Raw genomic sequence first — 24,374 nt, forward strand, 5'->3', positions numbered from 1 at the left:
AAAATGTCGAGCGAGCAGCTAAGTAAAATTTCAAACACGATCAAATTTCTAAGCGCGGATATGATCCAAAGCGCCAACTCGGGCCATCCCGGTACGCCGATGGGGCTAAGCGACGTAATGAGCGTCTTTATGAGTAAGGTTCGCCACAACCCCAAAAATCCCGCGTGGCTAAACCGCGACCGCGTCGTATTTTCGGGTGGGCACGCAAGCGCACTCGTGTATAGCTACCTCTATCTTAGCGGATACGATTTGAGCATGGACGATTTGAAAAGTTTCAGACGCCTGCACTCCAAAACCCCGGGTCACCCGGAGATCACCACTCCCGGCGTCGAGATCGCTACCGGACCACTCGGACAGGGCGTCGCAAACGCAGTCGGATTTGCGATGGCCGCAAAATACGCCGTGCATCTACTAAACGAGGAAGGAAACGAGATCATCGATCACCGCGTCTATTGCTTCTGCGGCGACGGCGATCTACAGGAGGGCATCAGCTACGAAGCGTGCGCGCTTGCGGGCAGACACAACCTCGATAATCTAACGATAATTTATGATTCTAATGGCATTACGATCGACGGTAGCACCGATATCGCGTGGTTTGAGGACGTGAAGGTGCGATTTGAAGCGCAGGGCTTTGAGGTCGCGCGCATCGACGGGCATAATTTCGATCAGATAGAATTCGTCCTTGACGAGGTCAAAAACAAAACCAAACCCTACCTCATCATCGCAAATACCACGATCGGCAAGGGGGCGCTAGAGCTTGAGGGCACAGCCAAGACGCACGGCGCGCCGCTTGGAGAGGAGCTGCTTGCACGCGCTAAGCAAAGCCTGGGCTTTGATCCCGCCCAAAGCTTCGTCGTAAGCGAGGACGTGCTTTTTGAAACGCGCGCCGCGGTTGAGAAAGGCGATTTGGAGGAGCGGCTTTGGAAGGAAAAGCTTGCGAAGCTAAGCGATGAAAAAAGAGCGCTTTTAAACGAGCTTTTAAATCCCGACTTTAGCAAGATAGAATTCCCTGATTTTAGCGGGCTTAAGGTCGCCACGCGCGATAGCAACGGCAAAATTTTAAACGCCATCGCAAACGCGGTGCCCGGCTTTTTGGGCGGAAGCGCCGATTTGGCGGCGTCGAATAAGACCGAGCTAAAGGGCGGCGGCGACTTTCCTTGCGGCAAAAATTTACACTTCGGCATCCGCGAGCACGCGATGGCGGCGATCGGCAACGCCTTTGCGAGGTACGGACTTTTCATCCCATTTAGCGCGACGTTTTTTATCTTCAGCGACTATCTCAAGACGGGCGCTAGACTTGCGGCGCTGATGGGCTTGCGACACTATTTCGTCTTCACGCACGACAGCATCGGCGTGGGCGAGGACGGGCCGACGCACGAGCCTATAGAGCAGCTTAGCACCTTCCGCGCGATGCCCGGCTTCTATACCTTCCGCCCCGCAGACGGCAACGAAAACGTAAAATGCTGGCGCACGGCGCTTGCTCTGAATGCGCCCGCGGCATTCGTCTGCTCGCGTCAGGGACTTGAGCCGCTGCCTAAGGCGGTCTTGGGCGACGTACAAAACGGCGCGTATCTGCTAAGGCAGAGTAAAGAGGCGCAGATCACGCTCATCGCAAGCGGTAGCGAGGTCTCGCTCTGCCTAAAAGCGGCGGCGATCCTGCAAGAGCAAGGCATCGGCGCAAACGTCGTAAGCGCGCCGTGCTTCGAGCTTCTGTGCGAGCAGGACGCAGACTATCTAGCGCAAATTCTAGAGCCGCAAACTAAAATTTTGGCCGTCGAAGCCGCAAGCGCCCTTGAATGGTATAAATTTGCAGACGCGGTACACGGCATGCAAAGCTTCGGCGAGAGCGGCAACGCGAGCGAGCTATTTAAGCTTTTCGGCTTCACCGACGTAGCGATCGCTAAGCAGGCCAAAGAGCTTTTAGGGCAGTAACGGAAAGGACGAAATTTGAGCGAAAAAATCAAAATTTCGTATTTAGACGGATTTAAAATTTACGGGTTAAAAGCTCGCACGAAAAACGCGGACGAGCTAGGCGGGAGTGGTAAAATTCCCGCGCTGTGGACGAAATTTATGAAAGAGTACTATGACGGGCGGAGCGAGATTTACGGCGTCTATTACGATTACGAAGACGGCGTCGACGGGCTTTACGATATCTTTATCGGCACCAAAGCGCCCCGCAGCGACGAAGCCTTAAAGATCAAAAGCGGCAAATATGCCGTTTTTAGTTTCCCAAATGAGCCGCAAAACGTAGCAAAATTTTGGAGCAAAATTTGGAGCTTTTTTGAGGCCGGCGAACTAAAAAGAGCGTTTAGAACGGATTTTGAGTTTTACAGCGGAGACAAGATCAAAATTTTTATCTCGGTTTTGTAGGGCGGCACATGAAATTTATAAACGGCGAGTGATTTTTCACCGCCGCGACGATGAGCTTTTGCGTAAAATTTTAATTTAAAGGGTAAAATTCCGCGCCCAAAGCCCAAAACTATGCGCGCGAAAATAAATTTTATGCCGAAAGTGCGCCGTGCCTTAAGCCGTGGATTTAAAACGAAATCTAAATTTGCGCCGTTAAATTTCAACCCCCGCTCGCAAAATCAGGCGAAATTTCGCGCGGAATTTCATTTTTAAATCTGTTATTAAGCCATTTTTGGCTTAAATTACATTTTCATTCGGGTAGATGTCCGAGCGGTCGAAGGAGCGCGCCTCGAAAGCGCGTAAGGCGTCAGCCTTCTGGGGTTCGAATCCCTATCTACCCGCCATTCATTCAAATTTCACCCAATACTCGGGAGTTAAGATGAGCAATAAACTCCTTTCGATGAGTCTGCAGGAGCTGTGGCGGCTCTTTCCGATACGTCTCGTACCGCACGATCCGCGCTGGGGCGAATACTTTAGGCAGGAGCGCGAAATTTTACGCGGCCTGCTGCAAGATCATGGCGAGATCAAGATCCACCATATCGGCAGCACCGCGGTAAGCGGGATCTGGGCGAAGCCGATCGTAGATATTTTGATCGAATGCTCGGATATTGCCGTCGCCAAACAGCGCTTGATAGAGGCGGGCTATCTGCTAATGAGCGAAAAGGGGAGCCGCTGCAGCCTAAATAAGGGCTATACCGAAGCGGGATTTGCCGAGCGCGTTTTTCACGTGCATCTGCGAAATTTCGGTGATGCGGACGAGATATTTTTTAGAGATTTTTTGCGGGTGAATGCGGATATCGCCAGGCGGTACGAGGCGCTTAAATTAAAGCTTTGCAAGCGCTTCGAGTTCGACCGCGACGCCTATACTGCGGCAAAAAGCGAATTCGTGCTTAAATTTACGCGTATCGCTAAAGAAAACTCTAAATAGCCGCGTAAATTTGATCTCTGCGTATAAGTTCGCTTTCCAAGAGCGATAAAAATGGCTAAATTTTATAAATGATACGAGTAGATAGTGCCACACCCCGTAAGATCATTTTTATAAAATTTTGACCGTAATTTCAAATTTAAACGGCACTCACCTAGCTATCGTAGATAAAATTTACAAATCCAGCTAACGGCAAAGTCGTCCACAAAATGCGCCGTATCATCGCATCATACCAAGGGCTAAGGCTCATTTCCGCGCTTAGGTGCAAATTTAAATTTAAAAGCCTACGCGTCATAAATTTTAAACATTCCACAAAAATATGGGCTCGTAAATCCGCTAAATTTAAAGCGGCGAAAATTTTAAATTCCTCGCCGCTAGCTAGCCGCGCAAGTTTGCCGAGCGCTTAAATTTAATGATCACTCTTTAACCCTGCACCGCAAAGCGGAATGATGCTATCTCCTTGCAGATCGCGACTTTCTTTGTAGCGCAGATACGCCGCATAGGTAGCCGCGGTTGTGTGCTCGACGTAAAATCCGCCGCGCGCAAGCGCCGCTCTGGCAGGCAGTATATCGCTCTCGCTCGCCAAGATCACCTCGCGCTCGCCAGCGTAGCTAGAGCCAAGAATTTCGCCCGCGCGCATCGGTCTTGCGATCGCGATGCCCTCCGCTAGCGTCGGCTGCGGCTCTATCGCACGCGCCGCACCTTTAGCGTCAAAAAGCGGAGCGCAACGCTCGCCCTGAACGATGAAAATTTTCGGCAGCGCCTCGATAAGACCGCCCTCATATAGCTCGCCTAACGCCGCTTGAGCACCCAGCAGCAGCGTGCCGTTGCCCACGGGGATGAAGATATTGCGCGGCATCCTGCCCAGCTGCTCGTAGATCTCATAAATGTAACTCTTCGTGCCCTCGTAAAAGATCGGATTATAAACGTGGTTGGCGTAATAGATCTGCTCCTGCGCGGCCTTTTTGCGGCACGCGTCCGCCGTCTCGTCGCGGCTACCGTCAAAGACCGTGACGTGCGCGCCGTGGCTTTTGATCATATCGATCTTTTTAGGCGACGTGCCCTTCGGGACGTAAATTTCGCACTCGATGCCCGCGCGAGCGCAGTACGCCGCCACGGCGTTGCCCGCGTTGCCGCTGGAGTCTTGTAGCACCTTTTTCACGCCGATATTTTTGGCGTGCAGCACCAAAACCGCCGCGCCGCGGTCTTTAAACGAAAGCGTAGGCATCGCGTAATCGAGCTTAAGATAGAGATTTTCGCCAAATTTTACGCTCGCCGTGAGCCCCTCGCCCATCGAAATTTCTCTAAATTTAGCCGTGTCGATGCCCATAAATCTTCGGTATCTAAAGATGCTAAACTCGCTTTGATCTACGAGCGCGGGGTTAAATTTAGGCGCGTCGGAGTTTAGTTTATACAGCCCGCCGCAGTCGCATTTGTAGCTCAAAGTATCGATGGGCGCGTGCTTGCCGCAGCCCGTGCAGATGAAATCGCTCATTTTCGCTCCTATTTTTTCTCTTTGATTTTTGCGACGGCCTCGATCTCTACGAGGCAGCCGAAGTGTAGAGCCGTAGTCGGCACCACGACGCGGGCGGGCTTGTGCGCGCCGAAAAACAGCGCGTACTGCTCGTCGATCACGTCCCAGTTCTCGACACTCGGCGTATAGACGCGGCACATCCGTACATCGTTTTTATCCACGCCCGCGGCGGCTAGGACTGCCGCGACGTTGCTTAGAGCCTGCGCGGCCTGCGCAGCAAGACCCTCCGGAACGGCCCCCGTGCGCGGATCCACGCTTAGCTGCCCCGAGACGTAGAGCATACCGTCGTCGTCTAAGATGCCCGGCGCATAATGCGCCTTTTTCGGCGCGAAACCGGTTGGATAAATTTCTTTCATTTAAGCTCCTTTGCATATAAAATTTTATATAATTTTACTCTAAATTTATTAAAAATATATAACTATTTCTATAAATTTGCAAAATTTTAAAATTTAATCTAAATTTATAGATTTTTTTATATGAAATTTAAGGAGCCCGAATTGAACCAACTTTTGCAGACCTTTATACCGACCGCGCACCTTATTAAAAATACGATCGGCGATTGCGAGGTGGTCATCCACGATATGAGCACGCCGCAAAGCTCCGTCGTTTTCGTCCTAGGCGACGTAACGGGCAGGAGGATCGGCCAAAGCTTCGATCATCTGGTAAAGGATGTGTTGCTAAGCAAAAATTTTGAAAACGACTGCACCGCAAACTACTACTTCACCGCGCAAAGCGGCAAGCTCATACGCTCCTCTACTTCGCTGATCCGCGGCGCAAACGGCAAGGTAGTAGGCGCGCTATGCGTAAATATCGATACCTCAAGCGCCATCGCGGCATACAAAGCAATAAAAAATCTACTGCCGAATGCAAAGCTCGATAGCAAGGAGCTGCAGGGCGCAAATTTTACCGACGAAAGCTGCAATAGCGCGGCATTAGACGGGGCGAGCTTAAAGAACGGCGTAAATTTAGAAACACAAAGCTCTAACGATTTGCAGCAAAATATCCTTGACATCGTCCAAGACCTGATCGCATCGGCTACGCACGATCTGGATGTGGAGGGGATGAAGAAAGAGGATCGAAAGCGTATCGTAAAATTCCTCGTGCAAAAAGGGATTTTTGAGGTAAAGGGCGCGGTGGAGCTCGTCGCAAAGGCGCTTAGGACGCAGAAAGTCACGATTTACTCGTATATGGATGAGGTAAAGAAGGAGAGCTAGCCGCGGTGCATAAATTTGATCTAAAATTTAACAAGCGTTGCGCGTCTTTTTATCAGCGTAGCCATATGGGGTGGCGCAAATTTTAATCTGAATTTGATGAACCAATCAAAAAGCAGGACATACTAATTCCTATTTTATGCAGCATGTAACGGCATAAAAGCAAAACTCATCTGTTACTCGAACTCGTAGCCCTTCGTATTCTTTAATTTCTCGTCATAATCGACTCCGTTAGCAATTCGCTTGCGTGAAGTATTAAAATCCGATCGTATCGGGCTTTTGCGCTCGTCAAACTCAAGTGGCGCGACACCGATAATATCTGCTAGCAAATGCGCTAAATCATCGCTCATAAAAGGCTTATCTTTCGCCGCAGCTAGCCTCTGCCATAGTTTAGCGTGATCGCTCAAAAACTCGCGAGAGCCTATGAAAATCAGCGGGATTTCGTAAGTAAAGCGGCTCTCCATGCCGTGCCCAAGGCGTCCATTTTCGTATAAATTCTCTCCGTGATCGCTAAGATAGACGATGAGACTGTCATCACCCGAAAAAATTTTAAAAATTTCATTTATGACAAAATCGTTGTAAAGCACACTGTTATCGTAATACGCTATGACCTCTTTCTGCTTGGAAGTAAGTTTTGCCTTTACATCCGCCGCGCTAAACTTGCCAAATCCCTCGGGATAGCGCAGGCTGTAATCCATATGGCTGCCAATGAGATGGATCACGTAGAAATTTCGCTCACCTTGCCCCGTTTTCGCCTGATTTATGAGTGGAAGCAGCACTCCATCAGGCTTGATGCGGACGGTTTCATAAAGATTACTCTTTGAGAGGAAGGATTCCGCGTCCGCGCGATCGGCAGCGCTTTTAGCGCTTAACGCATGCGCGCCGAAAGCCTCTTGATTGCTGATCCAAAAGGTGCGGTAGCCACTTAGCTTAAACATATCAATGATGCTAAGGTTGCGAAACCACGCCCTTTTGCGCTCGCTTTCGTAATCGCTGAAATTTAAAAGCCGCATCAGCACCTGATTAGTCGTGCCGTAAGGCGAGATTGTATCGCCAAATTTTATCAGATTGCCGCTCGCCTCGAGACCCTCCAAAAGCGGTGTATTTTTAACGCCGTAGCCGTAGAGCGACATATGCCCGCGCTGCAAGCTCTCACCGATTATTAGGATGATATTTTTGACGCGAGACTTTTGCAAGGCGGGGTTTGTAGCGGCCTCAGGGTTTTTAGAATTTGAAATCACGCTGGGGCTTTGCGGCGCAGAATTTAAAGTCTCGCCCCAGCTTTGCGGCTCAGCGCCCGAAGCAAACGTAGAATTTAAATTTAAGCTGGAATTTTGCGCCTGAGCACTTGGTGCGGGCGCGGAATTTTCAGACGCGGAGCCCAAAGCAGAGCTTTGCGGATCTGAATTTGCGCCGCCTTTTAAAACGCTTTCGTTCGCGCGCTTAGCCTCATCATATCCGAGCTGCACTTCGCGCATATCGGTGATGAAATTTTTATCGCTTAGATAGTCTTTTATCGTAAAGGCAAACTCCAGCGGGACGTATTGCGATAGCTTGGTTATATAGCCCTGCTTGCCCTGGGAAGCTTTGACGGCAATATCCGCGCAAAAGATCGTGCCATAGATAAGATAAAGCGCTGCTAGCAGCAATCTTAGACCGCTATGCGTTTGCTCCTCCTTTCTTCGCTCTGCTCTTAGCGCTGCAAAGATGCAGCCAAGCAGCACCGCTAGATACAAAATCGTCGCAGGGTTAAGAAACTGCGAAACAAACTCGCGCGTCTCTGCTGCATCGGTATGCACAAGCGCGTCGATCGCCACGACGTTGAAGCTTGAATCGAAATTTACGATCAAAAATAAAGCCACACTCGCAATTAGCGCAATTAGCGCTAGTAACACGAACGAAACGAGCTTAAAAAATCGCCCGCTAAGCAGATAGCAGAGGTGAAAGATGAGCAAATTTATGATGAATACCACCGGGAAACTCTCGGCGATGTAGGCAAAGATGGGTCCGTTAATCTGATAATGTATCTTAGCCCAGCACGCAAGCAAGCATAGCGCCGTGCTAAGCCAAAACACCCTCCATACGGGACGCTCGCGAAGCGCGGTAAAAAAGCCGCGGTCGATTTTCATAAGCAAGCGCGCTATAAGCCTACCCGCTTTCGTCCGCGCCATAAGCCCGCCTATATTTGCTAGCGCTACATAAAATTTTTCTCTCATTTTATATTTCCTGCCTTGTACGAAGAGACGCGACGACGCGCACTCTGCATAGCGCGACATATTTTCGCTTTAAAATCAAGGCGCAATATTAGCCGCTTAAAGCTTTGAGCTCGCTTACTTGCATCCTTTTTACGCTTTAAATTTTACAGCCAAATTTTAAAGATACGTAGAGTTTGAGATTGGATGGCGGAATTTTGAGGCTAAATTTTAATTGAAAGCGGATCTAAGAGCGAAGCTACAAAACGAGGCTTTAAAAACAGAAAGCATGAGCTAAAATCTTGGCTTTTAAAATTTCTAGTGCGATAGGTTTCAAAAGGCTTTTGGATAAAAATTTATGCATGAAGCGGCTGAGGTAAAATTCCAAGACGCGAGCGATGCAAAATTGTCGAAATCTAATCGCAGGCGGAATTTTGCACCGACAAAGTGAAAAAATTTTAACTAGGCTGAGCCAGCTTTTGCGCGGAAATTCTACGCGACGCTTAGGACTTCTACCTTACCGTCGAAAACCGCCATGCAATGCTCGTAGTGGCTAGTACGAAGTCCGTCCTTGCTTCTCGTGCTCCACTTATCCTCGGCGATGACCGGCGTGCCGTCCTTTTGGCAGATCATCGGCTCGATACAAAAGACCATGCCGTTTTTGATTTTGGGGCCTGATTTTGGATTGTTACCTTCTAGATAGTTTGGGATCTCAGGCTCTTCGTGCGGGTGCTTGCCGATGCCGTGGCCGCAGAAGCCATATAGCGGCACGAAGCCGCGCGCACGGATAAATTTCTCGATCTCGAAGCTTAGCTCTTTGAAGTGCATCCCTACCCTGATCGTTTTGATGGCAAACTCTAGCGTGTCCTTACTGCATGCGATGAGATCTTCGTCGGCTTTTGAAATTTTGCCGACGGGCAGAGTGCGTGCACTGTCGCCGAAATATCCGTTTAGTTTCGAGCCCAAATCGACGCCTAAGATATCGCCCTCTTGCAAGATCGTCTCGTCGGGGATGCCGTGGATGATGACTTCATTTAACGAGAGGCAGGCGGCGTTTGGAAAGCCGTATAGCCCCTTAAAAGCGGGATATGCGCCTTTGGATGTGATGAAATCGTCGATCTTTTTATCGACTTCGAGCAGGCTAAGACCCGGCTTTATGAAAGAAGCTGCGTAATCAAGGGCCTGCGCAACGATCTTGTTCGCTGCGCGCAGCCCCTCTAAATCTTTTTTTGTTTTAAGCAAAATCGCCATTTATAGCCCGACCGCGCTTAGGGTCTGATATTTGTTCATATAGATCTGCGCTTCGATGCGTCTCATCGTATCAAGAGCGACGGAGACGACGATCAGCACGCTGGTGCCGCCGAAATAAAACGGCACGCCCATAAATTTAACGAGCAGCCACGGGATGACGGTTACTAGCCCGAGATAGATCGAGCCCCAAAACGTAAGACGGCTGGCGACTTCGTTTAAAAAGCTCGCCGTTCCCTCGCCCGGACGAATGCCCGGGATAAATCCGCCCTGCTTCTTTAAATTTTCACTAATGTCCTTGGAATTAAAAGCAATTGACGCATAAAAATAAGCGAAAAATATAACCAACACAAAGGTCAAAAAGTTAAAGAAGTAATTGCTAGGGCTTAGGAAATCGTGGATCTTTTGGATGATTGGATTGGTGCTTGCCTGCAAAATTGTAGTCGGAAACATCAAAATCGCGCTTGCAAAAATAGGCGGAATGACGCCGCTTAAATTTAGCTTGATCGGCACGTAATTCATAATGCGCTTGTTTTGATTCGCCATCAATACCTTGCGCGAAAACGATACCGGAATTCTGCGTTCGCCCAGCTCCACATATAAAATTGCCCCGATAGTAGCCAGGATAATTAGCACGATCGCGATTAGCTTTAAAACGTTCATCTCACCGGTATTTACTAAATTTACAGTACTTCCGATCGCTCTAGGGATGGCACTTACGATACCTGCAAAGATAATAAGGCTGGTGCCGTTACCGACGCCGCGTTGCGTAATCTGCTCGCCGATCCACATCAAAAGCATGGTGCCTGCCAGCATCGAAATGCACGAGATAAAAACAAACTCGTTGGTATTTTCGGCCATTATCGCAGGTGCTCCGGTCTGTCCGTGAATGCCCTGTAAGCCGATGCTAACGCCGATGGATTGAACCATGGCGATTGCGATGGTAGCATATCGGATGATCTGCATATATTTCTGCATACCGTCGCGCTCTTTTTTGAGTTTGCCTAAATTTGGAAAGGTTGCGGCAAGCAGCTCCATAATGATAGAAGCAGTAATATAAGGCATAATGCCTAGCGAGATAACGCTGAATCGCTCCGCCGCGTTACCGCTAAACATATTAAACATTCCAAAAGCGTTGTTGCTATTGTTTTGAAAAAATTGCTTTATAACCTCAACGTCCACTCCCGGAACCGGCACGTAAGCTAGCAACCTATAGGCAAAAAGAAAGCCCAAAGTAATGAGAATTTTGTTGCGTAGCGATTTATTCATTATTTTTGTCCGCTAAATTTTACGTTCTCGTCTTTGATCTTGCTAGCGAGCGCTTTTACGCCTACGCCGATCAGCTTGATCTTTTTAACGGAATTTGAAATTTTATGAACGGATTTGATGCTTTCGATCGTAATCTCACTAAGATCTTTGATAGCTTCGATTTTATCGACATTGATCACGTAAGGTTTTTCAAATTTAGAAGTAAAACCTACCTTCGGAAGCCTTCGCTGAATCGGCTGCTGACCGCCCTCGAAGCCTCTTTTTTCGTGAGAGCCGGTGCGTGCGGTCTGACCCTTTCCGCCGCGACCCGCAGTTTTACCTAAGCCGCTTCCTTGACCGCGACCCAAGCGCTTAGTAGCGTGAGTTGAGCCTGGGGCTTTTTTAAGATTTTCTAATCCCATCTTTTATCCTTGTTAGTGTTTTAACATACTAAGAGCTTTCATCGTAGCTCTTACGACATTTGAGGAGTTGTTTGAACCTAGCGATTTGGTGAGGATATCTTTAACACCCGCAAGCTCCAAAACTGGGCGGACTGAACCGCCTGCGATAACGCCAGTACCTTCGCTCGCTGGCTTAAGTAAAATTTTGCTCGCATTGTATTTAACTTCAATATCGTGAGTGATGGTAGAACCGTTTAAATTTACCTTGATAATATTTTTAAACGCATCGTCTACCGCTTTTTTAATCGCATCGGGAACCTCTTTGGACTTACCAAAGCCAAAGCCTACCAAGCCGTTTCTATTGCCTACTACGATAAGAGCCGTAAACCTAAACCTTCTACCGCCTTTAACGACCTTCGTAACCCTACCGATATTGACGATTACCTCTTCGAATTCTTCTCTATTATACTTTTCCACAATCATTCCTTTGGGTTATAGTTTGATGCCGTTTTGGCGTAACGACTCGGCAAAGCTTGCGATTACGCCGTGATACAAATAGCCGTTGCGATCGAAAAGCGCCTCGCAGATGCCTTTATCCTTTAGCTTGGAAGCCAAATCTTTAGCTAGGCTAGCCGCGCCCTCTTTATTTGCCTTTAAATTTAAAACCTTACCGCTACTGGCGCACAAAGTCACGCTCGCCGCGTCGTCGATAGCCTGAGCGTAGACGGTTCTATTGGATTTGAAAATAGAAATTCTAGGGCAAGATGCGACGCCTGAAATTTTAGCGCGAATTCTTCTTTTTCTCTTGATTCGTAAAGAGATCTTTCTTTTTAATACGTTCTGTGTCATTTCTCAACCCTTATTTCTTAGCTGTTTTTCCGGCTTTGCGGATAATATGCTCTTCAAGATACTTGATGCCTTTACCCTTATACGGCTCAGGCGGTCTGAATCCTCTAATCTCGGCTGCTACTTGACCTACTTGCTGCTTGTCGTCGCCTTTGATGGTTACGACGTTTTTATCTACGGAAATTTCGATTCCTTTTGGAGATTCAAAATTTATCGGATGCGAAAAGCCCAAATTTAGCTCAAGTACTTTGCCCTTCATCGCGGCTCTATAGCCGACGCCGTTGATTTCAAGCTGCTTTGAAAAGCCCTCGGTAAGACCAAGGACGATATTGTTAGCTAAAGCGCGGTATGTTCCCCAATACGCCCTGCTCTGTCTATCCTCGCCCTTAGGTGAGAATTCTATCTTTCCGTCTTCGATTTTTACATCGACATGACCTTTTAAATCAAGCTCTTTTTCGTTATTCGATTTTTTAAATTTTAACGACGAGCCGTCGATTTTGACCTCTAAGCCGTTTGGAATAGAGATCGGTTTTTTACCAATTCTTGACATAATTTTCCTTTTTATTTGTCTAGGGTATGTCTACTTTTACGAATGGATACCACAATGCCATAAAAAGTAGAAACTTCTTACCAGATCGTGCAAAGCACTTCGCCGCCGACGCCGGCTTTGTGCGCGTCGATACCGCTCATAACGCCTTTGCTTGTGCTAACGACGACGGTTCCGTAGCCGTTCTTGAAGCGCTTGATCTCGTCTTTGCCTTGATATACGCGGCGACCCGGAGTCGAAATCCTTTTAACTTCGTTTATGACACTCCTGCCCTTTTCGTCGTATTTAAGCACTACGTTGATGATCTTTTTATTGTTTTCCTCTACTACGTTGTAGCTCTCGATATAGCCCTTCTCGGCTAAAATTTTAAGCATAGCCTCAACGACATTTGAGTGAAAAAGCTTAGTCGTATCTAGCCTTCGCATCGCAGCATTTCTGATGCGAGTTAATCCATCTGAAATAAGATCGTTAATCATCTCTTCTCCTTACCAGCTTGCTTTTTTTAGACCCGGGATTAAGCCCTCGTTTGCCATCTTGCGAAGGCAAACGCGACAAATTCCAAAATCCTTATAAACGGAGTGCGGACGACCGCAAATTTGACATCTGGTATATGCGCGAGTGCTAAATTTAGCGGGGCGTTTCGCCTTGGCTACCATTGATTTTTTTGCCATATCATTTTCCTTTTGCAAAAGGCATGCCGAATAACTCTAGCAATTTAAATGCCTCTTTATCGTTATTTGTAGTCGTTACGACGGTTATATTCATACCGTGAGTTCTTAAAATTTGATCGTATTCGACCTCTGGGAACATCAGCTGCTCTTGTAAACCGAAATTGTAATTGCCGCGTCCGTCAAAGCCCGTTCTAGGTAGTCCTCGGAAATCCTTAACTCTAGGAAGCGCAATAGAGATCAGTTTGTCTAGGAAGGCGAACATCTGCTCTTTTCGTAACGTAACCATTATGCCTACCGGAAAACCTTCGCGCACTTTAAAGCCGGCAACCGATTTTTTTGCATTGACGATAAGCGCTTTTTGACCTGCGATCAGCGAGATGGTATCGGCCATATTTTGAAGCACTTTTTGATCTTTGCTCGATTCGCCCGTTCCTACACTGATAACGATCTTTTCAAGCGCCGGGATAAGCATAGGATTTTTTATATCAAATTCTTTCTGCAAAGCAGCTCTGATGGAATTAGCGTATTTATCTTTTAGTCTGCTCATAATCAACCCTCTACCAACGCAACGTTTGAAATATCCATAGGCATCTCTTTGCTTGTAAAGCCGCCTTGCGGATTTTGCTCGGTTGGTTTGATAGCCTTTTTAGCCATTTTACAACCCTCGACGATAACTTGAGCTTTTTTAGGAAACACTGCCTTAACAGTGCCTGTTTTACCCTTATCGTCACCTGCGATGATCTTTACTTGATCGCCTTTTTTAATCTTAAATTTTACTGCCATTATAAAACCTCCGGAGCCAGCGAAACGATCTTCATAAAACCGCCGTATCTGACCTCTCTACCGATAGGACCGAAAATACGAGTGCCGATCGGCTCTTTTTTTGAATCCAAAATAACGGCTGCGTTCTCATCGAATCTAATTAGTGAGCCGTTGCCTCTGTGCAACTCTTTAGTCGTACGAACGACTACGGCTTTTACTACTTGACCGCGCTTGATCTTGCCGTTAGGGAGCGCTTTTTTTACAGAGCAAACGATAATATCGCCGATTGTGGCGTATCTTCTCTTGCTGCCGCCCAAAACTTTAATACACATAAGTTCTTTTGCGCCGCTATTATCAGCTACCGCAAGTCTGGTAAAACTCTGTATCATTATTCAACTCCTGTTTTCAAAACCGCTTTTAAGCGAAACGATTTTCTAGCGCTTAGCGGTCTGCACTCGATCGCAGATATCGTGTCGCCGATCTTCACGACGTTGTTTTCATCGTGGATCAGATATTTTTTAAATCTTTTTACGATCTTTCTATATCTAGGGTGCATAACCCTTCGCTCTACCAAAACGGTAGCTGTTTTATCGCCCGCCTTCTTTACGACTACGCCTTGAATTTCTCTTTTAAATGCCATAACCTATCCTTATTTCGCTTTAATAGCTGTATTGATTCTAGCGATATCTTTTTTGATAGCGCGAATCTCGTTAGGATTGCTTAGCTGCATAGTTTTTAGCTTTTGTCTAGCCGTAAATAAAAGCAACTTACTTTGTTTCAACATAGAATTTAGCTCAGCTAAATCTTTATCTTTCAAATCAGTATATTTCATTTTCGCTTTCCCTACTTACGATTTTCGTTTTAAAAGGTAGTTTATGAATCGAAAGCATAAGCGCCTCTTTAGCAACCTCTTCGCTAACGCCGGTCATCTCGAAAATGATCCTGCCCGGTTTTATATTCATTACCCACTCTTCTACACCGCTCTTACCCTTACCCATACGAGTTTGTAGAGGTTTTTTGGTAAGCGGCTTGTCTGGGAATACCTTAATCCAAATTTTAGCTTGACGATTTACGAAGCGCGTCATCGCGACACGAGCCGCTTCGATCTGGCGAGAATTTACCCTACCCGCCTCTACCGCTTTGATACCGAAATCACCGAACGTCAAGGAATTTCCTCTCGTCGCGTAGCCGCGATTGCGACCTTTCATCATCTTGCGGTATTTTGTTCTTTTTGGCATCAACATAACTATTTACCTCTTCTTGGTCTGCGTGTTTTTTTAGGCGCATCATCGGTCTTTTCAGCCTGGATGCCTTTTTGTAAAATTTCACCCTTAAAGATCCAAACCTTAATGCCGATATTACCGTAGGTCGTATGCGCTTCGGCAAAGCCGTAATCGATCCTAGCCCTTAGAGTATGAAGCGGAACGCGTCCCTCCAAATACCATTCGGTTCTAGCCATCTCCGCACCGCCCAAGCGACCTGCGACGCAAATTTTAATTCCCTTTGCGCCTGCTTTTTGAGCGCCTTGGATGACCTTTTTCATAGCACGGCGGAATGCAACGCGGCGCTCTAGCTGCATGGCTACGTTTTCTGCAGCCAAGAGTGCGTTCGAGCCTACTTTGCGCTCCTCTTTGATATTAATGGCTATGTCTTTATTGACTAGCTTAACGACTTCGCTTCTTAAATTTTCGACCTCGCCGCCTTTTTTGCCGATGATGATACCCGGTCTTGCGGCTACGATCGTTACGCGAATTTTCTTAGCCGTTCTTTCGATAAGAATTTGGCTAATTCCCGCATAATAAAGCTTAGCTTTTAAAAATTTGCGGATCTTGTAGTCCTCGCCGATACTCTCGGAAAGCGTCGCTTTAGAAGGAAACCATCTAGACTCCCAATTTCGATTAATTCCTAATCTTAAACCGATAGGATTTACTTTCTGTCCCATTTACGCTTCCTTCTTACTTGGTTTTGCTACTTCGACGATGATGTGCGAAGTAGGTTTGCGGATACGGCTAGCCGTACCTCTGGCGCGCGGACGAAACCTCTTAAGTACGGGACCCGCATCCACTCGGCAGCTGGTAACTACGACCTCTTCAGGCTCAAAGCCGCCGTTTGCAACCGCGCTTGAAATCGCCGTAGCGATATATTTTGCACCGCGATTAGGCGTAAATTCCAAAGTAGCAAGGGCAAATTCCGCATTCATGCCTTGAATTTGTTTTGCAATAAGTCTTGCTTTTGTCGGCGAAAGGCGAACAAATTTAATAGTTGATTTACTCATATTCTATCCTTACTTGCCGATCTTTTTCTGCACGGAGCCTTTGTGGCCCTTGAAAGTGCGTGTAGGAGCGAACTCGCCTAATTTATAACCGATATGATGCTCGGTGACGTAAACCGGGATAAAATTCTTTCCGTTATGAACGTTAAACGTAAGTCCGATCATCTCAGGCACGATCGTGCTTCGTCTCGACCAAGTCTTGATCGGTTTGTTATCGCCGGCTTTCTTTGCCGCAACGACTTTTTTCATTACGTGATCATCTACGAAAGGACCTTTTTTTAGCGATCTAGCCATTTTTATTTTCCTTTCCTTCTTGAAATTATAAGCTTATCGCTCGCTTTTTTATGGCGAGTTTTATAGCCCTTCGTCGGTTTGCCCCACGGAGTTACCGGATGGCGGCCGGAGTTTTTCTTACCCTCGCCACCGCCGTGTGGGTGATCGACCGGGTTCATTGCAGAACCTCTGGTTTGAGGACGGATACCTCTGTGGCGATTGCGTCCGGCTTTACCGATGACGACGTTTGCCCACTCTTCGTTACCCACTACGCCGATACTAGCCATGCACTCTGCGAGCACTCTTCTCATCTCGCCGCTAGGCAGACGTAAAATGACGTATTTTTCCTCTTTACCCATTAGCTGAGCATAGCCTCCGGCGCTACGCGCCATTTGAGCGCCTTTGCCCGGTTTTAACTCGATATTATGCAGGATAGTTCCCACAGGGATATTTTTCATCTTCATCGCATTGCCCGGTTTAATATCTAATCCGCCCTCGGCAGCGGCTACCACGTCGCCCACTTTAAGATCGTTAGGCTTGATAATGTAGCGCTTCTCGCCGTCTGCGTATGAGATCAATGCGATACGGCAGTTGCGATTCGGATCGTATTCGATCGCCTCGACCTTGCCGGCAACGCCGAATTTATTTCGCTTAAAATCGATAATTCTATAAAGTTTAGCGGCTCCAGCTTGTTTATGGCGGCTAGTAATGCGGCCGTTATTGTTCCTTCCGGCTGCGGCAGGAATTTTAACAAGCAAGCCTCTAACGCTAGCTTTTGCAGTGATATCCTCGCTGCTAAGCCCGGTCATAAATCTTCTACTTGGAGTATACGGTTTATAAGTTTTAATCGCCATTTTACGCCTCCACGCTTTCTAGGCTTGCGCCCTCAGGTAGCTTGACGTAGAATTTTTTCACATCGTTTCTAGCGCCCATTTTACCTCTAAATCTTTTTACCTTGCCGTCCTGTCTTAAAGAATTTATCTTTAGCGGAGTGATCCCGAAATAGTTCTTCAAAACGCTCTTTAGTCCGTTTTTCGTAACCGACGGGCTAGTTTGGATAACGACCACGCCGTTTTCTTGAAGACCGAGAGACTTTTCCGTATAAAGGATCGTTTTGATATCTGTTATATCTGCCATTTTAGTCCTCTTTCACTATTGATTCAAATGCCGCTTTTTCGAATACGACCGAGCCGTAAACTGCGATTAGGTAAGCATTGACCTCGCTTGCATCGACGACATAGCAATTCTTAAGATTTCTATAAGCCAAAAGAGTTTGTGCGTCTAGCTCGTTTTTAACGATCAACGCATCTCTAGCGCCTAGTTTCTTAATAAAATTTGCCGCGTCTTTAGTCTTGCCGCTTTTTAGCTCCAAATCGTCGAATATAAAAATTTTACCCTCGTTTGCTTTCTCATTAATAGCAAATTCCAGCGCAAGTCGTTTTTGCTTTTTATTGACCTTCTGCTCGTAATTTCGCTCGTTAGTCGGACCGAATGCGGCCGCGCCGCCTACCCAGACGTTAGTTCTAGTTGAGCCCGCGCGTGCGCCGCCGCGACCCTTTTGTCGCCACGGTTTTTTACCGCCGCCGCTAACCTCGGCGCGAGTTTTAGCGTTAGCCGTATTTGCACGAAGCGAAGCAAGGTAAGATTTGACGTACAAATATAGATTGTGCGAATTGACTTCCGAAAATTTCGCAGGAATTTCAATTTCGCTTGCTTTTTCTAGTTTTTCGTTAAGCACGCTTACTTTACTCATTTTACTATCCTTATTCTGCCCATTGCACCGTTAAATCCAGGAACCGAGCCCTTAAGCACTAAAATTTTATTCTCGGCATCAAAGCTTACGACTTCGTTTTTAGCAGTGATCGTTTCGTTTCCAGTGTGTCCCGCCATCCTCATACCAGGCTGAACGCGACCGGGCCACTCGCAGTTGCCAATAGAACCAGGCCTTCGGTGGAAGCGGCTACCGTGCGCTGCAGGACCGCCCGCAAAGCCATGGCGCTTAATAACGCCCTGATAGCCCTTGCCCTTGGATCTGAAGCTTACTTTTACGATCTTTGCTCCGCTCAAAACATCTAAATTTTGATCGCCAAGCTCGGCATTTTCTAAGCCTAGAGTCGCAAATTTATTAAATTCCTTGCTTAGGCTATATTTCTTTTGAATTCCGGCGATAGCTTTGTTATACGCTTTTCCGTCTGCGTAGGCTACGATAGCTTTTTTCTCATCGCAAACTTCGCAAATTTTGGTATTGATAAGTCGCAAAAGAGTCACGGGCGTGCTGCTCGTGTCGATCGTCCTACTCATACCTATTTTTTCTACAATATATTCCATTGTTTTACCCCTTATTTGCCCATCGCGTGAACTTCGACGTTGACTTCCGGAGCCAAATCAAGCTTAGTTAGCGAATCAACCGTATCTGGCGTAGCCGCTACGATGTCTAGCATACGAGCGTGAATTTTCATCTCAAACTGCTCTCTGGAGTCTTTATTTACGTGCGGAGATCTTAAAACGGTGTAGCGCTTAATCTTCGTAGGCATCGGCACGGGACCTCTGACGTCCGCACCTGTTCTTTTTACGGCTTCAACGATAGCCGAAACTGTGCGATCTAAAACTCGATGGTCATAAGCCTTGAGTTTTAACCTAATTTTTTGCATCACTTTTCCTTAATAAAGAACTTGTCGCAACGCGCGACCTTTTGTTTCAAACAAAAGACGCACATTATATAAAAGCGCTCCCTTTTTGTCAAGAAAATAGCCAAATTTTATGGAAATATTTCCTTTTAATAAGGAAAAATATATAGAATTTCGAAAATTTTTAGGGTGCTGGAAATTTTCAATACAAAAATTTTAGATAAATTTGAAATAGATATAAAAATTTCATAGGATTTTTCAGATTTATTTCCTTTTAATAAGGAAAATTTTAAAATACTCGCCATGAATGATCTAAAATTTTTTTACGAAAATCCACCGGAATTTGCGGGCTTTATCCCGCGCAAAAGAGGTATAAACTCTCCCAAAACCATAATCTACGGAGTGCTAAATTCCGGCAAAAGCGCCGTGCTGAAAAATGAAATTTCGGAACTTAAAAAAGATGAAATTTTGTATCTAAATTTAACCGATCTACGCCTTGAGGATATGGTAGCGGGCGGCACGATCGCTGCGGTTAAAAATAGCGCGGACAATACAAACGGCAGCGAAGTAAATGAGAATGAAATAAGCGGAGAAACTACGCTCGATGCAGATATTTCGGATATAGATAAAATTTACTGCGCCGCCATAAAAAATACAGATACAAAAAATGAAAGCGCAAACGGCTTAAACAACGCAAAAAATGCGGAGTCGGGTGGCATAAAAAACAGGAGCGAGAATTTCTTCCGCAAGATCAAAGAATTTTTAGCCACCAACGAGCAAATTTCATCGCTTTTTCTGGATAATTTCAGTAGTGCCGATTTTGAAATTTCATCGCTTCAAAGCTTCGCCGAGGGGCTAAATTTAAAGCGCTTTATAATTTCTACTCGCGATAGAGAGTTGGCCCTGCCGGGCTTTGAGCGGCTTGAGCTTTTGCCGCTTTCATTTGAAGAATTTATCGCCTTCGACAAGCGCCACAACGAGATAAACTCTATGATTTCGGCGTTTTTAGCCCAAGGCGGCGGCGCAAAAAACCCCTTCATAACCCCCGCTGAAATTTTAGAATTCGAGCAGAGGCTGCTTGCGGCAAACTTTAGCCGCACGGAGATTTTAATCCTCAAAGAGTGCCTAAGCTTCGTCCACGCCGCATTTAGCGCAAATAAAATTTACACCGCGCTAAAGCCGCGCATCAAGATCTCCAAAGACGCCGTATACGGCACCATCGCTAAACTTGAGCGGGAAAATTTCATCAGATTTTTAAGCAAAGCTGGCGAGCCCGCGCGCGCAAAAAAACTATATTTTTCGCATTTTAATATGCGCGAAATTTTAACAAGCAAAAAGGACTTCTCGAAAAAATTTGCCAACGTCCTTTTTTGCGAGCTTTTAGGACTAAATACGCCGATTTTTTACACAAAAGAGCTGGATTTTTACCTGCCTGCTCTAAAGATGGGGGTTCTCGTCATTCCTTTCAGCGACGCAGACATTATCTTTTTAAAATTCCGCAAAATTTTAAGCGCGCTCAAGAAGCTCGGTATCACGAGCTTAAAAGTTGTGTCTATGGCAAACTCCGGTAGGCTCGAGATTGAGGGTATCCGCTGCGATGTAGTGCCGTTTTATGAATTCGCGCTTAGCTTCTGATTATTGACATCTCATATCATAAAAATATAAATTTTATGATATAATTTTGGCAAACCCATATCAATTACATAAGGGAAAGCCAATGATCAAATTAAAAGACAAACTCATTTATGAAACGCTAAAACTAGTCGAATCGCAAGGTGAGGATGGGCTTTTATGCCGTAACAAGCAAAGTGATGCGGAGTTTATGAGGCCCGTGAACGAGTTTGCGGCTGCGAGCGGACGCAACTACACCTCAATCAAATCGACTCTCGACATCATCCATAAAAACTGGGGCTATCTGGAGCGAGAGAGCATCAAAGATACGAGCTTTGATGCGGGCAAGGCGTCGAAGATTTTCATCTACCGTCTATGCGAGTCAGGGCGAAGCTTTATCGAAAAATACGAAAAAGCGCTCGTCCAAAACGCCGACAAATAGTTCAAAATTAAAAATTTTAAGCGCCAATTAGATAGAATTCTTTAATTTCACGTGGCGCGACAAAATTTCGTTTTTATGCGACTAGCCTTAAAAAGGAGATGAAAATGCTGGATTTTATAGTAAAAATGTTCGCATGGAAAGCTGAGTGGGATGTAAAAAAGGAATATGACAAAGAATTTGGTGATCTATCCTCCATGCGCTCAATCCTGCGCCTTATAATACTTCTTATCATACTTGGGATTTTGATTAAATTTCAGTTGAGCGCATGAAAGATACATTTTTAGATATTGCGCTCGTTTTATTTGGCATCGTCATGCTTGTCGCGATACGACAAAAATCTTTATTAAAATTTACAATCTTCGTCGTGATTTTAGCGCTCGCCAGAGAGTTAATCATCAGGCTTTATGCCTAGCTTTGGCGAAACCGATGCGGATGGAATTTAAAATTTAAACGACAAAATGACGGCGCGGCGGAATTCGGCGGGCGCAAATTTAAATTTCGCCACAACCACACTGTGCTTTTATCGTCGTTAGTAAATTCTACCGCGCTTCAAGAATTGTTGTATCGATAAATCTAGCTTTTATCGTCAATGACAGAATTTTACCCGTAGCGAGGATTTGCGCTTGATGCCGCGCTTTTTGTGATTAGTGGCAGAATTTCGCTCGTGCAAATGCGACGGAATTTCTCGCGTGCGAACACGATGGAATTTTTGCGGCGGTAGCAAAATTTATAAACCAAACGAGCAGGCTACAGCGTAAATTTATAATGCTAAATTCTACGAAAGCCCAAATTAATGCGATACAAATGTGAAATTCAAGCAAAAATTTTAAATTTCGTAGCAAAATTCCGCACGCCTAAATCTTAAAATTTTATTTCATAAAATTCCGAGATTTAGGAATTAAATTTTGCAGTGAAGCGACAAATTTTACCTCAAAATTAAAATTATCACACAAACCATGCCCTGTAAATTTTAAAATTTCATCATCATAAAATTTTAAAATTCCAATGCCATATTGTGAATTTATTATTTTATAAAACGGAGCGAAAAGCGAAATTTTATATAAATTACACTCGAAAATTTCACGAATTCTCGCGCAAACCGGCTCGAAATTCCGCCCTGCCTACTCCACGTATCCGATAAATTCGCCATCGAAAGTATGCCTAACGTCGCCGCGAAAGTAAATTTTACCTCCATCTCCTAAGCGCAAATTTAGCATTTCGCCGCTTGCAGGTATCACGCGGATATCGGGAGCTAGCCCCATATTTTCGACGCCTGCGATGAAGCATGCTGCCATCCCCGTACCGCATGCGAGAGTTTCTGCCTCTACGCCACGCTCAAAGGTGCGCACCTTCAAAATTTTGCTTGCGAGGCGGCTTTGAACTAACGCATAATTAACGTTAGCGTTATACTTTTCACGCAGGTCGCGGGCCAGCGCGGCGTCGAACTCATTTAAATCGCTAACAAAAGTTACTAAGTGCGGCACTCCTGTGTTATAAAAATACCACGTTAGCCCTGCCTCCTCAAAGCTTTCGCCCAGGCGCTTAGGATGAGTTAACATTACCTCGACGTTAGCTACTAACGCGTGAGCATTAGGACGCAGATTGAAAATCTCGCCAAAGCTTACATTGCGTAGCTCGCCTCGCATGCTCTCGCTCAAATTTCCGCCGAAAATACCGAAAATTTCACCGCTAATTACGCCTGCGCCGCTTAGGAATTTCATACTTTGCGCGGCCAAAAAATTTTCATACGCATACATGCATACCGCTCGCGAGCCGTTGCCGCACATATCGGCGCTACTGCCGTCGCTATTATAAAATTCCCACTCAAAGTTTATCCCCTCGATACCGTTAAACTTCGGTAGCACGACGATGAGCCCGTCAGCGCCTACTCCATCGCGCCTATCACATAGCTCACGCGCTAACTTGGATCTATCCGCCTTAACCGAATCCGTAAAAATCACGAAATCATTGCCGCTCGCATTATATTTTGAAATTTTCATCATTTACCTCGCAAATTTTTAAAATTACTAACGCTCACTAGCGATTTATTAAAATTTTACTTCTATCTAAATTTAAGCGCATCGCTTATTCCTAGGCTTTACTAAGACTCAATTTACTAACGTATCTTCTTTCGTGAGCCCATTTTGTTATGCGTTTTCGCGCTTGATGTTAGAGCCTCTCATCTCATAGTCTCTAAATGCTCGCAAGCATCAAATCTTCCGAGCTTGCAAGCTTTTTCATAGAGCTTGCGCGCCTTCTTTTTATCTTTCGTCACGCCCCAGCCTTTTTCGTATTGATACGCTAAATTTGAGCAAGCTAGCGGCTCGCCACCATTCTCGCACGCCTCGCTAAAATACTTCGCGGCAAGCGCGTGATCCTTTTGCCCGCCGTCGCCTTTGAAATACGTAACGCCCAAATTTACGCACGAATCCACGTGTCCTTGCTCGCAAGCCCTCGTAAAAAATGTCCTGGCCCTGTCCGCGTCTTTTTTCACGCCTTCGCCCAGAGCGTAGCTAAGCCCTAGGTTATGGCACGCCTCTACTTGCCCCATCTTGCAAGCCTTAATCAAAAGCTCAATCGCCTTTTTCGTGTCGGGATAGACGCCGAGGCCCTTTTTATAGTTGTATGCGAGGCTCGCGCACCCCTCGCTGCTGTTTTTCTTGCAGGCGTCGCTAAAAAGCTCATTCGCCCTCTTGCGATCCTGCGCCACCCCCTGCCCGTCGTTGTAGAGCAGCCCTAAATAGACGCAGCCTTTCTGCTCGCCGAGCTTGCACGCCCTGTCGTAATAACGCGCGGCCTGCCTGAAGCTTCTATTTGAGTCGTATGCGTAGCCTAAATTTGCGCAATCTAGCGCATTTTCCTCGCCGCCTGCGTCGCAGTTGCGCTGCAGCTCATTTATCACGCGGCTTAGTTTTTTACAATCCATCTCGCTTCCCGCGGCGCAACCTTTTCTTAGATCGTCGATCTCCGCCGAAGCGCCCGTCGCAAACAGCGCGGAGAGCAAAACCGCTCGCGCCGTAAATTTCAACTGCTCTTTAAGCGGCGCGCTTTTAAATTTTTGAAATTTAGCGCCCTTTTGGGCACAGCTACCGATCCTCATCGCCTTCTCCTTTATTTTCAACTCATCTCAATTCGCGTATAAATTTTTACGAGCT

Annotated in this window: 33 protein-coding genes, 1 tRNA gene and 1 pseudogene; 8 read left to right on the forward strand and 27 right to left on the reverse strand. The window is 46.3% G+C overall.

Going from position 1 to position 24,374, the window contains the following annotated elements; genetic code table 11:
• The first annotated feature begins 3 nt into the window (after positions 1 to 3).
• The 4 genes from tkt to Q0198_RS09930 all read left to right on the forward strand — a co-directional run bounded on the left by tkt (position 4) and on the right by Q0198_RS09930 (position 3,337).
• Entirely contained in the window at positions 4 to 1,932 is a 1,929-nt protein-coding gene (gene tkt, locus Q0198_RS09915) for a transketolase (RefSeq protein WP_297897620.1), read from the forward strand.
• Between the two features lie 27 nt (positions 1,933 to 1,959).
• Positions 1,960 to 2,370 (forward strand): GyrI-like domain-containing protein, encoded by a 411-nt coding sequence (locus tag Q0198_RS09920; RefSeq protein ID WP_297897709.1) that lies wholly within the window; start codon positions 1,960 to 1,962, stop codon positions 2,368 to 2,370.
• Positions 2,371 to 2,665: 295 nt separating this feature from the next.
• Positions 2,666 to 2,753 (forward strand) — tRNA-Ser (locus Q0198_RS09925).
• Positions 2,754 to 2,788: 35 nt separating this feature from the next.
• Entirely contained in the window at positions 2,789 to 3,337 is a 549-nt protein-coding gene (locus tag Q0198_RS09930) for a GrpB family protein (RefSeq protein WP_297897623.1), read from the forward strand.
• A gap of 406 nt (positions 3,338 to 3,743) precedes the next feature.
• Here the strand turns inward: Q0198_RS09930 and Q0198_RS09935 are convergent, their stop codons facing one another.
• Entirely contained in the window at positions 3,744 to 4,829 is a 1,086-nt protein-coding gene (locus Q0198_RS09935; protein WP_297897626.1) for a threonine synthase, read from the reverse strand.
• Positions 4,830 to 4,837: 8 nt separating this feature from the next.
• A complete protein-coding gene (locus Q0198_RS09940; protein WP_297897643.1) occupies positions 4,838 to 5,224 on the reverse strand; it encodes a RidA family protein in 387 nt (128 codons plus the stop codon).
• Between the two features lie 141 nt (positions 5,225 to 5,365).
• On the opposite strand from Q0198_RS09940, the gene Q0198_RS09945 reads away from it, so the two are divergent.
• Complete coding sequence (locus Q0198_RS09945; protein WP_297897645.1) at positions 5,366 to 6,082, forward strand: PAS domain-containing protein; 717 nt, start codon at positions 5,366 to 5,368, stop codon at positions 6,080 to 6,082.
• A gap of 173 nt (positions 6,083 to 6,255) precedes the next feature.
• Here Q0198_RS09945 and Q0198_RS09950 read toward each other — a convergent pair whose 3' ends face one another.
• The 23 genes and pseudogenes from Q0198_RS09950 to rpsJ form a co-directional block, all read right to left on the reverse strand.
• Positions 6,256 to 8,295 carry a sulfatase-like hydrolase/transferase gene (locus Q0198_RS09950; RefSeq protein WP_297897647.1) on the reverse strand — a complete coding sequence of 680 codons (2,040 nt, stop codon included), beginning with the start codon at positions 8,293 to 8,295 and terminating at the stop codon, positions 6,256 to 6,258.
• Between the two features lie 468 nt (positions 8,296 to 8,763).
• Positions 8,764 to 9,522: a type I methionyl aminopeptidase gene (gene map / locus Q0198_RS09955; RefSeq protein ID WP_297897650.1), complete on the reverse strand. Its 759-nt coding sequence runs from the start codon at positions 9,520 to 9,522 to the stop codon at positions 8,764 to 8,766.
• The gene (secY, locus tag Q0198_RS09960; RefSeq protein ID WP_295150643.1) at positions 9,523 to 10,788 is read right to left on the reverse strand and encodes a preprotein translocase subunit SecY; all 1,266 of its coding nucleotides are present in this window, start codon (positions 10,786 to 10,788) and stop codon (positions 9,523 to 9,525) included.
• Positions 10,788 to 11,189, reverse strand: coding sequence for a 50S ribosomal protein L15 (gene rplO, locus Q0198_RS09965; protein WP_297897653.1), 402 nt, complete (start codon positions 11,187 to 11,189; stop codon positions 10,788 to 10,790). Before rplO ends, secY begins: the two co-directional genes overlap by 1 nt.
• Positions 11,190 to 11,201: 12 nt before the next feature.
• Positions 11,202 to 11,645: a 30S ribosomal protein S5 gene (gene rpsE, locus Q0198_RS09970; protein WP_005868986.1), complete on the reverse strand. Its 444-nt coding sequence runs from the start codon at positions 11,643 to 11,645 to the stop codon at positions 11,202 to 11,204.
• 15 nt (positions 11,646 to 11,660) lie between these two features.
• On the reverse strand, positions 11,661 to 12,017 hold the full coding sequence (gene rplR / locus Q0198_RS09975) for a 50S ribosomal protein L18 (RefSeq protein WP_297897655.1): 357 nt from the start codon (positions 12,015 to 12,017) through the stop codon (positions 11,661 to 11,663).
• A 10-nt stretch (positions 12,018 to 12,027) separates the two neighbouring features.
• Positions 12,028 to 12,564 carry a 50S ribosomal protein L6 gene (gene rplF, locus Q0198_RS09980; protein WP_297897658.1) on the reverse strand — a complete coding sequence of 179 codons (537 nt, stop codon included), beginning with the start codon at positions 12,562 to 12,564 and terminating at the stop codon, positions 12,028 to 12,030.
• A gap of 77 nt (positions 12,565 to 12,641) precedes the next feature.
• Positions 12,642 to 13,037, reverse strand: coding sequence for a 30S ribosomal protein S8 (gene rpsH, locus Q0198_RS09985; RefSeq protein ID WP_005868989.1), 396 nt, complete (start codon positions 13,035 to 13,037; stop codon positions 12,642 to 12,644).
• Between the two features lie 9 nt (positions 13,038 to 13,046).
• On the reverse strand, positions 13,047 to 13,232 hold the full coding sequence (locus Q0198_RS09990) for a type Z 30S ribosomal protein S14 (RefSeq protein WP_005868990.1): 186 nt from the start codon (positions 13,230 to 13,232) through the stop codon (positions 13,047 to 13,049).
• A 1-nt stretch (position 13,233) separates the two neighbouring features.
• Complete coding sequence (rplE, locus tag Q0198_RS09995; protein ID WP_291938590.1) at positions 13,234 to 13,779, reverse strand: 50S ribosomal protein L5; 546 nt, start codon at positions 13,777 to 13,779, stop codon at positions 13,234 to 13,236.
• Between the two features lie 2 nt (positions 13,780 to 13,781).
• Entirely contained in the window at positions 13,782 to 14,015 is a 234-nt protein-coding gene (gene rplX, locus Q0198_RS10000; protein WP_005868992.1) for a 50S ribosomal protein L24, read from the reverse strand.
• Positions 14,015 to 14,383, reverse strand: a complete 369-nt coding sequence (rplN, locus tag Q0198_RS10005) for a 50S ribosomal protein L14 (protein WP_005868993.1) — start codon at positions 14,381 to 14,383, stop codon at positions 14,015 to 14,017. Before rplN ends, rplX begins: the two co-directional genes overlap by 1 nt.
• Entirely contained in the window at positions 14,383 to 14,634 is a 252-nt protein-coding gene (rpsQ, locus tag Q0198_RS10010) for a 30S ribosomal protein S17 (protein ID WP_005868994.1), read from the reverse strand. The genes rplN and rpsQ overlap by 1 nt, the downstream gene beginning before the upstream one ends.
• A gap of 9 nt (positions 14,635 to 14,643) precedes the next feature.
• Entirely contained in the window at positions 14,644 to 14,826 is a 183-nt protein-coding gene (rpmC, locus tag Q0198_RS10015; protein ID WP_005868995.1) for a 50S ribosomal protein L29, read from the reverse strand.
• Positions 14,813 to 15,238, reverse strand: a complete 426-nt coding sequence (gene rplP / locus Q0198_RS10020) for a 50S ribosomal protein L16 (RefSeq protein WP_005868996.1) — start codon at positions 15,236 to 15,238, stop codon at positions 14,813 to 14,815. Before rplP ends, rpmC begins: the two co-directional genes overlap by 14 nt.
• 2 nt (positions 15,239 to 15,240) lie before the next feature.
• A complete protein-coding gene (gene rpsC / locus Q0198_RS10025; RefSeq protein WP_005868997.1) occupies positions 15,241 to 15,936 on the reverse strand; it encodes a 30S ribosomal protein S3 in 696 nt (231 codons plus the stop codon).
• Positions 15,937 to 15,957: 21 nt separating this feature from the next.
• Positions 15,958 to 16,269 (reverse strand): annotated as a pseudogene (gene rplV, locus Q0198_RS10030) (50S ribosomal protein L22); the annotation flags it as partial.
• Between the two features lie 9 nt (positions 16,270 to 16,278).
• Positions 16,279 to 16,560 (reverse strand): 30S ribosomal protein S19, encoded by a 282-nt coding sequence (rpsS, locus tag Q0198_RS10035; RefSeq protein ID WP_005869002.1) that lies wholly within the window; start codon positions 16,558 to 16,560, stop codon positions 16,279 to 16,281.
• 2 nt (positions 16,561 to 16,562) lie between these two features.
• The gene (rplB, locus tag Q0198_RS10040) at positions 16,563 to 17,393 is read right to left on the reverse strand and encodes a 50S ribosomal protein L2 (protein ID WP_297897660.1); all 831 of its coding nucleotides are present in this window, start codon (positions 17,391 to 17,393) and stop codon (positions 16,563 to 16,565) included.
• Between the two features lies 1 nt (position 17,394).
• A complete protein-coding gene (locus tag Q0198_RS10045) occupies positions 17,395 to 17,676 on the reverse strand; it encodes a 50S ribosomal protein L23 (protein WP_177387640.1) in 282 nt (93 codons plus the stop codon).
• Position 17,677: 1 nt separating this feature from the next.
• Complete coding sequence (gene rplD, locus Q0198_RS10050) at positions 17,678 to 18,292, reverse strand: 50S ribosomal protein L4 (protein ID WP_297897663.1); 615 nt, start codon at positions 18,290 to 18,292, stop codon at positions 17,678 to 17,680.
• On the reverse strand, positions 18,289 to 18,867 hold the full coding sequence (rplC, locus tag Q0198_RS10055) for a 50S ribosomal protein L3 (protein WP_297897665.1): 579 nt from the start codon (positions 18,865 to 18,867) through the stop codon (positions 18,289 to 18,291). The genes rplD and rplC overlap by 4 nt, the downstream gene beginning before the upstream one ends.
• Before the next feature lie 11 nt (positions 18,868 to 18,878).
• Complete coding sequence (rpsJ, locus tag Q0198_RS10060; protein ID WP_005869011.1) at positions 18,879 to 19,190, reverse strand: 30S ribosomal protein S10; 312 nt, start codon at positions 19,188 to 19,190, stop codon at positions 18,879 to 18,881.
• A 279-nt stretch (positions 19,191 to 19,469) separates the two neighbouring features.
• On the opposite strand from rpsJ, the gene Q0198_RS10065 reads away from it, so the two are divergent.
• The 3 genes from Q0198_RS10065 (at position 19,470) to Q0198_RS10075 (ending at position 21,488) form a co-directional block, all read left to right on the forward strand.
• Entirely contained in the window at positions 19,470 to 20,801 is a 1,332-nt protein-coding gene (locus Q0198_RS10065) for a hypothetical protein (protein WP_297897668.1), read from the forward strand.
• 82 nt (positions 20,802 to 20,883) lie between these two features.
• Positions 20,884 to 21,219, forward strand: a complete 336-nt coding sequence (locus Q0198_RS10070) for a hypothetical protein (protein ID WP_297897671.1) — start codon at positions 20,884 to 20,886, stop codon at positions 21,217 to 21,219.
• Positions 21,220 to 21,323: 104 nt separating this feature from the next.
• Positions 21,324 to 21,488: a hypothetical protein gene (locus Q0198_RS10075; protein WP_297897674.1), complete on the forward strand. Its 165-nt coding sequence runs from the start codon at positions 21,324 to 21,326 to the stop codon at positions 21,486 to 21,488.
• A gap of 852 nt (positions 21,489 to 22,340) precedes the next feature.
• Here Q0198_RS10075 and dapF read toward each other — a convergent pair.
• Positions 22,341 to 23,219, reverse strand: coding sequence for a diaminopimelate epimerase (gene dapF, locus Q0198_RS10080; protein WP_297897678.1), 879 nt, complete (start codon positions 23,217 to 23,219; stop codon positions 22,341 to 22,343).
• Positions 23,220 to 23,398: 179 nt separating this feature from the next.
• Positions 23,399 to 24,319, reverse strand: coding sequence for a tetratricopeptide repeat protein (locus Q0198_RS10085; RefSeq protein WP_297897680.1), 921 nt, complete (start codon positions 24,317 to 24,319; stop codon positions 23,399 to 23,401).
• Positions 24,320 to 24,374 lie beyond the last annotated feature (55 nt).

It is taken from the genome of uncultured Campylobacter sp., assembly GCF_938045205.1.
In the GTDB taxonomy this organism is placed as follows: domain Bacteria; phylum Campylobacterota; class Campylobacteria; order Campylobacterales; family Campylobacteraceae; genus Campylobacter_B.